Source organism: Photobacterium piscicola (genome assembly GCF_046058925.1).
GTDB classification, from domain to species: domain Bacteria; phylum Pseudomonadota; class Gammaproteobacteria; order Enterobacterales; family Vibrionaceae; genus Photobacterium; species Photobacterium piscicola.
Genome location: NZ_CP175534.1, coordinates 483370 through 498130, shown reverse-complemented (window position 1 = coordinate 498130; position 14761 = coordinate 483370). Strand labels below are relative to the sequence as shown.

At 42.4% G+C, this 14761-nt stretch carries 13 protein-coding genes; 6 read left to right on the top strand and 7 right to left on the bottom strand.

The window, feature by feature from the left end; genetic code table 11:
- The first annotated feature begins 1 nt into the window (after position 1).
- On the top strand, positions 2-2083 hold the full coding sequence (gene recG, locus ACJZU6_RS02365; protein WP_107276003.1) for an ATP-dependent DNA helicase RecG: 2082 nt from the start codon (positions 2-4) through the stop codon (positions 2081-2083).
- A gap of 273 nt (positions 2084-2356) precedes the next feature.
- Positions 2357-3766 carry a uracil-xanthine permease family protein gene (locus ACJZU6_RS02360; protein ID WP_327779857.1) on the top strand — a complete coding sequence of 470 codons (1410 nt, stop codon included), beginning with the start codon at positions 2357-2359 and terminating at the stop codon, positions 3764-3766.
- Between the two features lie 85 nt (positions 3767-3851).
- Here ACJZU6_RS02360 and envZ read toward each other — a convergent pair whose 3' ends face one another.
- Complete coding sequence (gene envZ, locus ACJZU6_RS02355) at positions 3852-5183, bottom strand: two-component system sensor histidine kinase EnvZ (protein ID WP_080159210.1); 1332 nt, start codon at positions 5181-5183, stop codon at positions 3852-3854.
- A gap of 3 nt (positions 5184-5186) precedes the next feature.
- The gene (gene ompR / locus ACJZU6_RS02350) at positions 5187-5906 is read right to left on the bottom strand and encodes a two-component system response regulator OmpR (RefSeq protein ID WP_060997756.1); all 720 of its coding nucleotides are present in this window, start codon (positions 5904-5906) and stop codon (positions 5187-5189) included.
- Between the two features lie 501 nt (positions 5907-6407).
- Here ompR and greB point away from each other — a divergent pair.
- The gene (gene greB / locus ACJZU6_RS02345; protein WP_080159211.1) at positions 6408-6881 is read left to right on the top strand and encodes a transcription elongation factor GreB; all 474 of its coding nucleotides are present in this window, start codon (positions 6408-6410) and stop codon (positions 6879-6881) included.
- 159 nt (positions 6882-7040) lie between these two features.
- Entirely contained in the window at positions 7041-9371 is a 2331-nt protein-coding gene (locus tag ACJZU6_RS02340; protein ID WP_408900590.1) for a Tex family protein, read from the top strand.
- Between the two features lie 56 nt (positions 9372-9427).
- On the opposite strand, the gene ACJZU6_RS02335 is transcribed toward ACJZU6_RS02340, so the two are convergent.
- Positions 9428-9886 carry an ATP-dependent Lon protease gene (locus ACJZU6_RS02335; protein WP_327769892.1) on the bottom strand — a complete coding sequence of 153 codons (459 nt, stop codon included), beginning with the start codon at positions 9884-9886 and terminating at the stop codon, positions 9428-9430.
- A gap of 134 nt (positions 9887-10020) precedes the next feature.
- On the bottom strand, positions 10021-10785 hold the full coding sequence (bioH, locus tag ACJZU6_RS02330) for a pimeloyl-ACP methyl ester esterase BioH (RefSeq protein ID WP_327769891.1): 765 nt from the start codon (positions 10783-10785) through the stop codon (positions 10021-10023).
- Positions 10786-10820: 35 nt separating this feature from the next.
- Between bioH and ACJZU6_RS02325 the strand changes: the two genes are divergently transcribed.
- Both ACJZU6_RS02325 and nfuA read left to right on the top strand, forming a co-directional pair.
- Positions 10821-11528, top strand: a complete 708-nt coding sequence (locus ACJZU6_RS02325) for a phosphoribosyltransferase family protein (RefSeq protein WP_408900589.1) — start codon at positions 10821-10823, stop codon at positions 11526-11528.
- Positions 11529-11657: 129 nt separating this feature from the next.
- On the top strand, positions 11658-12242 hold the full coding sequence (nfuA, locus tag ACJZU6_RS02320) for a Fe-S biogenesis protein NfuA (RefSeq protein ID WP_199190754.1): 585 nt from the start codon (positions 11658-11660) through the stop codon (positions 12240-12242).
- Between the two features lie 88 nt (positions 12243-12330).
- Here nfuA and ACJZU6_RS02315 read toward each other — a convergent pair whose 3' ends face one another.
- The 3 genes from ACJZU6_RS02315 to dinF all read right to left on the bottom strand — a co-directional run bounded on the left by ACJZU6_RS02315 (position 12331) and on the right by dinF (position 14662).
- Entirely contained in the window at positions 12331-12711 is a 381-nt protein-coding gene (locus ACJZU6_RS02315; protein WP_080159217.1) for a 3D domain-containing protein, read from the bottom strand.
- Between the two features lie 108 nt (positions 12712-12819).
- Positions 12820-13209 (bottom strand): 3D domain-containing protein, encoded by a 390-nt coding sequence (locus ACJZU6_RS02310; RefSeq protein ID WP_408900588.1) that lies wholly within the window; start codon positions 13207-13209, stop codon positions 12820-12822.
- Positions 13210-13324: 115 nt separating this feature from the next.
- Positions 13325-14662: an MATE family efflux transporter DinF gene (dinF, locus tag ACJZU6_RS02305; protein ID WP_080159219.1), complete on the bottom strand. Its 1338-nt coding sequence runs from the start codon at positions 14660-14662 to the stop codon at positions 13325-13327.
- Positions 14663-14761 lie beyond the last annotated feature (99 nt).

Below are 14761 nucleotides of genomic sequence, written 5' to 3'. Positions count from 1 at the left end.
CATGAGCGGACAACTCCTCAACACTGTCGCCCTCACCGAACTGGCAGGTGTTGGCGCAAAAATGGCAGAAAAACTCCATAAAATTGGGCTTAATAATGTTCAAGATGTGCTGTTTCATTTGCCACTTCGTTATGAGGATCGCACCCGCATTTGGCCGATTAATCGCGTCTCTCCTGGCCAATTTTTAACGGTTCAAGGTGAAGTTAGCCATTGCAGTATTCAATTTGGCAAACGTAAGATGTTGACAGTAAAAATTGGCGACACTACAGGCTCAGTGACATTAAAGTTTTTTAATTTTAATGCCGCGATGAAAAATAGCTTTAGCCAAGGCAAACAAGTTAAAGCCTATGGTGAAATTAAAGGCAGCCAATTTGGATTAGAAATCATTCATCCTGATTACCGCCTTTTTTCAGAGCCGACCGAATTAAGTGTCGAAGAAACCCTCACTCCGGTATACCCAACCACTGATGGTTTACGCCAAACAACATTACGTAATTTAACCGATCAAGCCTTAGCTCTACTTGAAAAATCAGCCGTAACAGAATTACTTCCAACCGGGTTATACGATCAACAAATGACCCTTGCTCAAGCATTACAATTGATGCATCGTCCTACAGCTGATATCTCATTAGAACAACTTGATGCAGGAAAGCACCCCGCTCAGAAACGACTTATTTTAGAAGAATTATTGGCCCAAAATTTATCGATGCTGGCGCTACGTAGTAAAAGTCAGCAACATCAAAGTTGGTCATTAACACCGCAAGATAGCCTTAAACAGCAATTGCTTGCCAGCTTACCGTTTACGCCCACTGGCGCCCAACAACGAGTGGTAGCAGATATTGAGGCAGATCTAAACCAATCACAGCCAATGATGCGCTTAGTACAAGGGGATGTAGGCTCAGGTAAAACCTTGGTTGCAGCCCTTGCCGCTTTACGCGCTATTGAACATGGCTATCAAGTTGCATTAATGGCGCCGACAGAATTATTAGCAGAACAGCATGCACTTAACTTTGCCCAGTGGCTTAACCCGATGGGGATTAAAGTTGGCTGGATGGCAGGTAAGCTCAAAGGCAAAGCCCGTGAAAAAGAGCTGCTGCAAATTGCCAGTGGTGAGGCCAAAATGGTGGTTGGTACCCATGCCTTATTTCAAGACCAAGTAGTGTTTAATAACCTCGCGCTGATTATTATTGATGAACAACACCGCTTTGGCGTCCATCAACGGCTTGATCTTCGCGAAAAAGGCGCAACAAATGGACGTTACCCGCATCAATTAGTCATGACTGCAACCCCGATTCCGCGCACTCTTGCCATGACAGCTTATGCCGACATGGATACCTCGGTGATTGATGAATTACCGCCAGGACGAACGCCAATTCAAACAGTAGCGTTGCCTGATAGCCGTCGTCCGCAAATAATTGAACGTATTCGTGCCGCATGCCAACAAGAAGGTCGACAGACTTATTGGGTATGTACTTTAATCGATGAGTCAGAAGTACTAGAAGCACAAGCCGCTTCAGATACTGCCGATGAATTAACGCGCTTACTGCCAGAACTTAAAGTAGGTTTAGTTCACGGTCGCATGAAGCCCAAAGAGAAACAAGCCATTATGGCAAGCTTTAAAGCTGGGGAAATTGATTTACTGGTAGCGACTACCGTTATCGAGGTTGGGGTTGATGTACCCAATGCCAGTTTAATGGTGATTGAAAACCCCGAACGACTTGGACTCGCTCAATTACACCAGCTTCGAGGTCGTGTTGGTCGAGGTCAAATTGCCAGCCATTGTGTGTTGCTTTATCATGCGCCACTGACCAAAACAGCTCAGAAACGTTTAGCGGTATTACGTGAAAGCAGTGATGGCTTTGTCATAGCGCAACGCGATCTTGAAATTCGAGGCCCTGGTGAATTACTGGGTACTAAACAAACCGGCATTGCTGATTTTAAAGTGGCTGATTTAATTCGCGACCAATATTTGATTCCTCAAGTCCAAAAATTAGCCCGCTATATTCATGACCAATATCCTGATAACGCCAGCGCTATTATCGATCGTTGGATAGGTCAACGTGAAAATTACTCTAACGCTTAACTCCTCTTTTATCACGGTTATAACAGCCAAAAGTAATTAACCGTGATTCACTTCCTCTTAATATTTAGACCTAGCAGCCTCCATTATTAAAAACAAAGCAAACGATTGCTATTTTTCAAAAGATCACTACAATAGCGACAAAATTTTGCCACTTTACGCTCTGCCAGTGTTGATTTGGTTCTGAGTAACAGCAATCACAGATCACCGCCAACAACACAATAATCGCCCATTCAGCGCGAATAATGGATTTCAGAGTGCCAGTTAGGATCACGTATGACTCAGCATCACACTAGCGCAACGCCAAAAAATTCTGACCTTATTTACCGCTTAGATGATAGGCCACCACTACCACAAACGTTGTTTGCTGCCACACAACATTTACTGGCAATGTTTGTTGCGGTCATTACGCCATCGTTGATCATCTGCCAATCACTAGGCTTATCCGCGAGTGATACTAATACTATTGTCAGTATGTCATTACTGGCATCAGGGATAGCTTCTTTTATTCAAATTAAAACCTTTGGCCCAATTGGCTCTGGTTTATTATCAATTCAAGGTACCAGCTTTAATTTCTTGGGGCCTATTATTGGTGCAGGCCTAGCCCTTAAAGCTGGCGGTGCTGATATTCAAACCATGATGGCGGCTATTTTTGGGACCATTATTTTTGCCGCTTTTACTGAAGTGTTTATCTCTCGCATTTTACAACACGCCCAACGCATAATTACGCCATTAGTGTCTGGTATTGTGGTGACATTAATCGGTTTAACCTTAATTCAGATTGGCCTAACCTCGATTGGTGGCGGTTACAGTGCAATTGCCGACGGTAGCTTTGGCAGCCTTGATAATCTGATGTTAGCAGGCACGGTATTAGGCTTTATCGTATTACTCAACCGTGTTAAAAATCCTTATTTACGGGTGTCATCTATTGTCATTTCAATGGCGGCGGGTACTTTGCTTGCATGGTCACTAGGGATGATAAATACCAACATCACCACATCTGATACCCTAATCGCAATTCCAATGCCAATGCAATATGGACTTAGTTTTGATTGGGGTTTATTGATTCCGTTAATGATAGTGTTTGCGGTTACGTCACTGGAAGCCATTGGCGATATTACGGCAACCTCAGAAACATCTGAACAGCCGGTAAAAGGGCCGTTGTACTTAAAACGAATCAAAGGCGGCGTTCTTGCTGATGGCCTTAACTCAGCCATGGCTGCTGTGTTTAATAGCTTTCCTAATTCAACCTTTAGCCAGAACAATGGCATTATTCAATTAACAGGCGTGGCGAGCCGTTATATCGGCTACTTTGTCGCAGGAATGTTGGTTCTACTAGGGTTATTTCCTGATGTAGCAAGCTTGGTTCAATTGATTCCAGAGCCAGTATTGGGCGGCGCAACCATTGTCATGTTTGGCACCATTGCCGCATCAGGGATTCGTATAATTTCACGCTGTCATCTTGATCGCCGTGCGATTTTAATCATGGCATTATCGTTTTCAATGGGATTAGGCATCGCCCAAAAACCTGAAATACTGCAATTCTTACCGGAGATAGTAAAAAGTATTCTTTCTTCTGGTATGGCTGCTGGCGGTATTACTGCGATTTTATTAAATATTATTTTACCAAACGAACATGCTGAATCGATTGAACTGATTGATGAAGCAACCGCAACTGAACACTAATTATTACCTCATAAAAAAACCCGCTTTTCACAATGAAAGCGGGTTTTTATTTCACCAATAACCACGTTGACTGCGTTACAGAAGATTACTTCAATTTATGTAACGGCAAACTGATCTCAACTCTTAAGCCACCATCGCTGCGGTTACGCACCGAAATTGAACCTTCATTTTGATCAACAATTCGCTTCACAATCGCCAATCCTAAACCCGTACCTTCAGTTTCACTGCCACGGGCAGAATCACCACGAGTTAATGGTTGGAACATCTTAGTGACTTGATCCGGGGCAATACCGGGCCCGTTATCTTCAACACAAAACCATGCTGACTTACGATCAGCCGAAGCACCACTGGAAAGTTTAACCCAGCCATTACCGTAGCGTTGGGCATTTATCACCAAGTTTGCAACTGCACGTTTAAGGGCAACAGCATTGACTGAAACAGTGCCGGGAATCAGCGTTAATTGCTGCTCGATAACATTGCCATAGCTACCTTCAGTATGAGCAACATCTTCTAACAGCAAATTAAGATCAACATCTTCTTCGGCTTGTTTTTTAGTCGATTTAAGATAATCCATAAACTGACTAATAATAGCATTACACTCTTCAGTGTCAGTGATCATCGAATCAGCTAAATAACTATCTTCTGCTGACATCATCTCTGTCGCTAACCGAATCCGGGTTAATGGCGTTCGTAAATCATGGCTGACACCAGCCATCAATAGCGCTCGATCATCTTCAAGCTGTTTAATCCCTTGTGACATTTGATTAAAAGCTTTGGTTACTGAGCGAATTTCCGATGCACCTTGTTCAGGTAATTGTGGTGGGGTTTCCCCCCGTCCGACCTGCAACGCGGCTTGCTCCAATTCGACTAAAGGCCGATTTTGAATACGAATAAATAACCATCCGCCAGCAATCACTAAAAAGGCAATAATTAAGCTATAACGAAATAAAGGAGAAAAATCATCTTCTTGCAATTCAGACAACGGAATACGCATTAAGAAATTTGGCATCGCATCGGTTTTCATCCATAGCACATAACTATGGGCACCAAGCAATAACCGCACATCAGTCGGCGAATGTAATTCACGCGACATTTCTTCACTCAAATAAGTGATATGAGTGGCATCATGAAATTCTGCTGCACCGGGTGAATTAGGCGCATGTAACGTCACACCTAATTCTTCAAGTAACTCTCGTCGAATAGGACGATCAAGATAGATGGTTTGGCCATTAGCCATCTTAATATTTTCTTTCAGCATCAATTTTACTTCGTACGCTAAAATACGATTAAACTGCTGAATACTAGGAAGTAGCGCGTAATTGACGATTGTCAGATATGAAAAAATCTGGCTTGCGATTAACAAGCCAGCTAATAATATCAGTGTTCGCGCAAAAGTACTTTTGGGCGATAACCGCATGGCTTACGCCTCACGACCATCAGGGACAAACACGTATCCTAAACCCCATACCGTTTGAATATAACGCGGACGACTAGGATCTTCTTCAACCATTCGACGTAGACGTGAAATCTGCACATCAATTGAACGTTCCATTGCTGAATATTCACGACCACGCGCCATGTTCATCAATTTATCCCGTGACATTGGCTCACGTGCATTAGTTACAAGGGCTTTTAATACCGCAAACTCACCCGATGTCAGTGGCATAGGAGCATCACCGCGGAACATTTCACGGGTGCCAAGATTTAGACGGAATTCACCGAACTCAATCACTTTACTGGAAACACTTGGCGCACCCGGCGCTTCAATGGTTTGACGACGTAAAACAGCGCGAATACGGGCAAGTAATTCACGTGGATTAAACGGTTTTGGTAAATAATCATCTGCACCGACTTCAAGCCCGACAATACGATCAACTTCATCGCCTTTCGCCGTTAGCATTAGAATAGGCAGCATATTGTTAGCATTACGTAAGCGACGACAAATAGATAAACCATCTTCACCTGGTAACATTAAATCCAATACCATCAGGTGAAAAGTTTCACGTGCAAGTAAACGATCCATTTGTTCGCCATTAGCGACACTGCGTACTTGAAACCCTTGCTCAGAAAGATAACGCTCAAGTAACGCACGTAAACGCATGTCGTCATCGACCACTAAAATCTTATAATTTTCCTGCATTTTTCACCTTCATCGATCACGATAACGTATTGTTACTAAATGTACGCAGTCGTAATAACTAACGTTTAATTTAGCGGTGAGCATCTTCACCTCAATCACGGTTGCCTAAGAACATTCAACCAAATCAATCGAAGTGAACATTATCACAGCCTATATTGATTATAGGGGAGTAATTATTACCGACACACACTAATTACGGCATAATAATGATTATAACATGCTAATTATTATCATGATTGTGTTATTAGTATTATCATCATCTCTAACAACATCCCTTTTGATATGCCTTTATAGCATGGTGATTCAACTCTGAACACTACTTTACTTGAGAGATTAATTTACGACGTAAACAAGATCACATTTCACTAATTCGCGCCCCGTTAACAATTAATTCCTTCAGCGAATTACCCCCCATTTAACGGTCATATTTTATCGTGCTATTGCTTTCTATTTTACCTTAGCGATGATAGAACAATGCCAAACTATTGTTTGAGAATAATGATGAGAACCAATTTAATTACCCGGGAAGGGTTTGATAAATTAGAACAAGAATTAAATTATTTATGGCGTGAAGATCGCCCTGAAGTCACCAAAAAAGTAACTTGGGCGGCAAGTTTAGGTGATCGCAGCGAAAATGCGGATTATCAATATAATAAGAAACGATTACGTGAAATTGATCGTCGAGTACGCTTTTTACGAAAACGTTTAGAAGCGGTTAAAGTTATTGATTACTCCCCTCAACAAGACGGCAAAGTCTTCTTTGGTGCTTGGGTCGAGATTGAAAATGAGGCGGGTGAACAAAAAACCTTTCGCATCGTGGGCCCAGATGAGATCTATGGCCGTAATGATTACATCTCGATCGACTCCCCAATGGCACGCGCTTTATTAAGTAAGCAGGTTGACGATGATGCAGTAGTACCAACGCCACTAGGCAAAAAAACATGGTTTATTAATCGTATTCGTTACCATGATTAAATCACATCGAAACCAACCGCCAACCCGCTATTATTAGTAACAGACAATAAAAAATGACTCACTTTATGCAGTCTGACACACTCTTCACCGCGGTTGACTTGCCAGATCAAGATTCAGCCGTAGAATGGACGCTTAACGATCAACAAGAGAAATCAACGGATGAGCAACGCTATCAACCACCAGATCGCCACCGAACTGAATGTACGCACGGAACAAGTCAATGCGGCCGTCACCTTACTTGATGACGGCAACACAGTGCCTTTCATTGCCCGTTACCGTAAAGAAGTTACTGGCGAATTGGATGACACTCAACTTCGTAATTTAGAATCACGTTTAGGCTACTTACGTGAACTCGATAGCCGCCGTCAGGTCATTCTAAAATCCATTACCGAGCAAGGTAAACTCACGCCTGCACTAGCGGCTGAAATTAATAGTGCTGACAGTAAAACTCGTCTTGAAGATCTCTACCTGCCTTACAAACAAAAACGCCGCACCAAAGGTCAGATTGCGATTGAAGCTGGTATCGCTCCCCTGGCTGAACTGTTATGGAATCAACCTCAACACTCACCAGAAACCACAGCAGAACAATATTTAAATCCAGAGCAAGGCTTTGCTGATAGTAAAGCGGTGCTAGATGGTGCACGTGCCATTTTGATGGAACAGTTTGCTGAAGATGCAGCACTACTTGAAAAAATCCGTCGTCAACTAAATACTTATGCTGAACTTACTTCACGTATCATTGAAGGTAAGGAACATGACGGCGCTAAATTTAAAGATTACTTTGACTATAACGAGCTGATTAAAAACATTCCGTCCCACCGTGCGTTAGCATTATTCCGTGGTCGTAATGAAGGCTTTCTACAACTATCACTGAATGCTGATCCCAATAAAGACCAAGCCGTTCGTAGTTCATATTGTGAAATCATCATTGCTGAGCATTATAACGTTACTCTGGGCACTCAAGCAGCAGATGCATGGCGCAAACAAGTGATCAGTTGGACATGGCGCATTAAGATTTTAATGCACATGGAAACTGAGCTTATGAGCGTTTTGCGTGAAAAAGCTGAAGATGGCGCAATCCAAGTTTTTGCTGATAACCTGCATGACTTATTAATGGCAGCACCTGCGGGTCCACGAGTCACACTAGCACTTGATCCCGGTTTACGAACAGGCAGTAAGATTGCCGTAGTTGATGAAACTGGTAAAGTTTTAGATACCGCCACCATCTACCCTCACCAACCACATAATAAAATTACTGAATCAACCAAAGTCGTTGTCGCGCTGATCAATAAGCATAACGTTAATTTAATTGCGATTGGTAATGGCACTGCTTCACGTGAAACAGATGCATTTGTCGCAAAGCTTATTAAAGATAATCAGCTTAAAGTACAAAGTGTAATGGTCAGTGAAGCCGGTGCATCAGTTTACTCAGCATCAGAATTAGCCGCCAAAGAATTTCCTAATATGGATGTGTCGATTCGTGGTGCGGTCTCCATTGGTCGTCGTCTACAAGACCCATTGGCAGAGCTAGTTAAAATCGATCCGAAATCCATCGGTGTTGGCCAATACCAGCATGATGTTAGCCAAAGCATGCTTGCTAAACGTTTGGATGTCGTGGTCGAAGACTGTGTAAACGCCGTTGGTGTTGATGTAAACACGGCCTCCGCAGCATTACTAACACGTGTTGCTGGTTTAAATGCCACTATTGCCCAGAACATTGTCAACTATCGAGATGAAAATGGCCGCTTTGATGCACGTACAGCCCTTAAAAAAGTCGCACGTTTAGGGCCAAAGGCATTTGAACAATGTGCGGGTTTCTTACGAATCATGAACGGTAAAAATCCTCTTGATGGCTCTGCGGTTCACCCTGAGTCTTATGCGGTCGTTAAAGCAATATCAGCAGCCAATAACAAACCTGTTGACGCTATTATTGGTAATAGTGACTTTTTACGTAACCTTAATGCTATCGATTATACTGATACTCATTTTGGTTTACCGACCGTAACAGACATTATTAGCGAACTCGATAAACCCGGTCGCGATCCACGTCCTGAGTTCACAACGGCCACCTTTGCTGATGGTATAAATGAAGTAAAAGATTTAATACCAGGAATGGTATTAGAAGGCGTGATCACCAACGTGACCAACTTTGGCGCTTTCGTCGATGTTGGTGTGCACCAAGATGGTTTGATCCATATCGCTGCTCTATCTGATAAATTTATTTCAGATCCACGAGAAGTGGTTAAAGCAGGTGATGTGGTTAAAGTTAAAGTGATGGAAGTTGATATTCAGCGTAAACGTATTGCAATGACGATGCGTTTAAGTGATGAGCCTGGACAGGAAAAGCCCACTCGTCAATCAACGCCAGCACCTCGCCAGCAACCATCTCATCAGCAGCCACGTCAAACCAACACATCTGCACCACAAAAGAACTCACCTCCAATGGGCGGTGCTTTTGCTGCGGCATTTGCTAACGCTAAGAAAAAATAATTACCACTGATGTCATGGTACCTCTCAACAGCCAGCCATTAACGCTGGCTGTTGTTTTAGATAACACTAAGATATTGCGTGGGAGGATTGGGCAATGTCGCTTGCGCGTAATGATGGCTCACAACACCTTTGGTGCGTTCACTGGCACTGATGAGCGCTAATTGTTGTAATAATTCTCGGGGAAGTTCAATGTGCATCGAATAACCTAATGGCTGATCTGGTGTCACATAATTCCCCAACGAAAGAACCGCCACTAGCTGTGCTAACTGCTGCTGATAACCTTTAAAAGTCATCGCTTGTGGTTGCGCATAATCAGGATGTTCACTTGGGTCCCAACTCGGTTTATTACGTTGCTTCTCTTCTGCACTAAGGGCATTTTCAGCGGCTGCCGCCCCACTTTCAACAATCGGTACAATCTTTTCACGCACACGGTTATCCCGCGCAACTTGATCCGTTAATGGATTAATAGTCGTCGCTAATACTGGTGTTGTTGATTGTAACGGCGCAATCACCATAGTAGATAATCCATTGTCACTATGCTCGAAATACAGTTATATCATCTTAGTCATAATATCGACCGCTCACGTTAATTATTTACCTATACCGACCGTTATAAATTTCATTGTCTGACGTAAAGCACTAAAACTGATTAATCTATGAATGTCTTTATTACTGTAATAAATTCATCCAAATGAGAAATAAACGGTGCATGAGATGCGTTAGCAAAAACATAACGTTGTGATTGAGGATATAACACGCTTAATTGCGATTCAGTTTTAATCGGCACAAGAGCATCTAATCGACCGTACACACGCAACCATGGTTGTGATAATGCTGTCAGTGATTGGCGTAAGTCAATGTTCTCTAATAATTCTAGCCCTAGCGTTAAGGCGGCTAATTGCGGTTGCGGCCGAGATAACACTGCTGCTTTTAATTGGCGAATATCCTCTTTTGCTGTTTGACTCCCCAAAGCCTGTAATACTAAAAAGCGTTCAATAGTGAGTGTGAAATCAGTGACGAGCTGGGTTTGAAAGTTAGCCAGAACGCGAGGTTGAATACCAGTCCAATCTGTTCGAGACATAAAACAGGGTGAGCTTGCAACGGTAATCAATTGTGTGACCCGTTGTGGTGCAGTCAAGGCCACTTGGCTGGCAATAATGCCACCTAATGACCACCCGAGCCAAACAGCGTGAGTCGGGGCTTGTGCCAATAACACATTCACGATGTCAGTTAATGATGGCGCAACAATCGCGGCATTATCACCATAACCAGGAAGATCGCACCAATGAACACAATAGTGCTGACTTAGTTGTGGGATCACATCTTGCCATACACCCGTATTCATTCCCCATCCATGAATGAGAACCAGATCAGGTCCTTGGCCTTCACTGTGCCAATTAAGCAGTGATGTCATTTATATTTCCTTGCATCAATTGTGAATGAGTAATAATGATGCCAAACAGAATGCCATCATGGCGAGATAATTTATATCATTTGTTATTTCGACATTGCGGCTTGTGCCAACTCCCTTTAGCCCACGCTGAACATTATTGGTGTCAGCACTGTATCTCACATTTTCCATCACCGCCCTATTGTCACCATTGTGGTTCAACCACCCTAACCAGCGTCGCCCATTGTGGTCATTGCCTCACCCAACCGCCACGTTGGCATCGTCTTTACCGTTTAGGTGAATATCGCCCCCCACTACAACAACTGGTACATCACCTAAAATTTTGCGGAAAATTTTGGCTGGCACGACCATTGGCACAACAGTTGGCCCACCAAATTACTCAGCCAGCCCCTCTCTTATTGCCCGTTCCTTTGCATTGGCGACGTTACAGCCAGCGTGGTTTTAATCAGAGCCATCAACTGGCATTGGCCCTTGGCGCAATTTTAAATAGTCGCGTTAATCACCGTGTATTTCAGCGTTTACGACATACTCAACCCCAGCAACAACTGACACAAAACCAACGGCGACATAACTTACACCATGCGTTTCAATTGCGACCAATAACATTACCAGACCATGTCGCTATTGTTGACGATGTTGTCACTACGGGTGCGACCGTCGATCAGCTCACTCGATTACTGATTCAACGTGGCGTTAAACAAGTCGATATTTATACGTTATGTCATACTGAACAATCAGTTAATTAATATTGCGCAAAAAAGACGCGCATTAATTAATAAAACGTGGTCAAATAAAAAATGTCGCTTTAGAGATGCGACAATCACTCACAAAGAGTAGAATGAATAAAACTTACTAAATAAGTCAGGTATTACATCGTGTCCATGATCACTATTACTGAAAACGCTCAGCAGCACTTTAGCAAGCTTCTTGCTCAGCAGCCTGAGGGTACTAATATCCGTGTTTTTGTTGTAAACCCAGGCACTCAAAGTGCTGAATGTGGCGTATCCTACTGCCCACAGGATGCGGTTGAAGCAAGTGATACAGAAATGAAACTTGAGCTATTCTCTGCTTTTATTGATGAATTAAGCCTTCCCTTCCTTGATGACGCTGAAATTGATTTTGTTACTGACAAAATGGGTTCACAGCTAACATTAAAAGCACCTAACGCAAAAGTGCGTAAAGTGGCTGATGATGCATCATTAATTGAACGCGTTGATTACGTATTACAAACGCAAATCAATCCTCAGCTTGCAGGCCATGGTGGTAATGTATCATTGTCTGAAATTACTGAAGATGGTGTTGCCATTCTACAATTTGGCGGCGGTTGTAATGGTTGTTCAATGGTTGATGTCACGCTAAAAGAAGGCATCGAAAAAGAGCTATTAGCACAATTTGAAGGCGAGTTAACGGGTGCACGTGATATTACCGATCACGCTCGTGGCGATCATTCTTATTATTAATCGTTTTGAGCCACTCATTACAGATAGCAAAAAGCCGCATCGATATGCGGCTTTTTTATTAACTTATTTTAAGACAAGACATTAAACGTCAATCAAGTACAGTAATCGTGACATTTCGTTTACCCCATTTCCGGGCTGCCTTTATATCGTTGCCCATATAAATATCAATCTTATTATGCCAACGGCGATGCATTTTATCTAACACAACATATTCCCCAGAGAGTCCTTGAATGGTAATTCGAGAACCCTTTTTAAGTCCCTTGCGGAGTAAATCACGCGATATAGCCACAGCTTTCATTCCGGGCTTTAAACGCACTCCCCAAGCAGTAAGATTGGGATGATGATTAGTTTGTACTGCTACTGAGTTATAAGCACTCGCGGTAACACGTAATGTTTTGACTGAATGAGCTGAGCTTTGAAAGCTAAAAAACAGTGACAATAACAGAATAAAATAGATCGACTTTTTCATTGTCTACACGCCTTGAGAATCAAAACGTGGTATTAAACCAAAAATAGTTAATCAAGAATATATTTACCGATCAATCCCAACAATAAAAAATACTCATAATAAAACGTTTTATGCCCTAATAACGGTAATAGTTACCCGCCGTTTTCCCCACTTCTTAGCCGCTCTAACATCTTTACCCATATAGATATCTATTTTGCGATTCCAACGATGATGCATTTTATCTAGCACCACGTACTCACCGGGTAAACCTGAGATTTTAACTTTAGAACCACGCTTTAATCCCATTTTGAGTAAATCACGAGAAACAGCGATGGCTTTCATGCCAGGTTTTAAACGATCCTCCCAAGCGGCAATGCTTGGATTTGAATCCGTTTGTGCTCGTACTGAATTATATGCTGTTGCTGTAACATTTAATTTCTTGAAACTACTGGCATAGCTATGAATACTGAAGGTTAAACTCAGTACCAGTAAAAAATAACCTATAATCTTAGTTGTCATTCGCACCACCTGGATAAGAAGTGAACGCATTTAAGCAAATCACAATCAGGATTGAAAGACTTTTTTGTACAAAAAATCATCAATAGTATACTTTGTAAATATAACTTATTGTTTATTAAGCATGTGGCAAAAATATATTTTTTCGCCATAAAGAGATAAATCTCACAGCTAATATTCCCCCTCGTAACGCCATAAAACCAATCATTGCCGCCCATAAAGCATGATTACCATAGCTACTCATTGCCCACCAAATCGCAAAAAAACCACACGTAGCTAAAAACATACTGTTACGCATGTCTCTACCTCGTGTCGCTCCAATAAAGACTCCATCCAATAAAAAACACCACATTGCAACCAAAGGCACTGCCGTTAACCAAGGTAAATATTGATCCGCTTGTTGTTGTACCGCTGGAATATCAGAAATTACACCAATAATTTGGGTTCCAAAGAGTACAAAAATAGCGGTTAGCACTAATGAGATTAATAAACTCCAAAATGTAGTTCCCACCAAATAACGCTCTAGCTGACCTTTATTTCTAGCCCCTACTGCTTTCCCTACTAAAGCTTCCATCGCATAAGCAAAGCCATCCATTGCATAGGAAACTAACATTAGGAAACTCATTAACACAGCATTGGCAGCTACAACATTATCGCCTAGGTGTGCCCCTTGAAAAGTCATAAAAGTAAAAGTGGCTTGTAAACATAAACTACGTAAAAAGATGTCACGATTAAGTTTAAGTAATCGTCCCATACCATGGCGAACACTGGCTAACTTTTGTTTTAACGGGGGTAATCCTAACTGTAGCCATTGTTGAGCCACAAACCACAATCCCAATATCATGCCACTATAATCGGCAATCACTGACGCTGCCGCGGCACCTTGTACTTTCCAACCAAAACCCAGTACAAACAACAAATCTAGCGCTATATTGACAACGTTCGTTACAATTAATAGCCACATCGGTAATTTGGCATTTTGCATACCAAGCAACCAACCCATGATTACAAAATTAGCGAGAGCAGCAGGCGCGCCCCAAATACGAATAGAGAAATATTGTGCGGCATACAGTTTGACTTCACTGCCAGCACTACTAAAGTGAAAAATAACTTGGCTTACTGGTTGGTGTAATACAACTAATGCGACACCAAATAGCCACGCCAACGCCATGCCTTGAACAAAAATTACGGCTTGGGCATCTTTATCGGCACTACCTTGCGCTTGTGCAGTAATGCCAGTGGTGGCCATCCGTAAAAAGCCAAGCAGCCAAAAAGTCACATTAATCATGGTGCCGCCAACAGCCACACCACCTAAATACCACGATTGATCAAGATGGCCGATCACCGCAGCATCGACTAATCCAAGTAAGGGGACGGTAATATTAGATAGCACCATAGGCAGTGCTAATGCGAAAACTTGATAATGCAGTGATTTATCTTTTAATGCAGCCAGCACACTCGTCCCTTACTTGAGGTTAAATAAGGGCTTAGTGTACCTATTTGAAGACAGTGACAACAGTCTGATCCTAGTAACAACAGAGCAACTGCTCACATT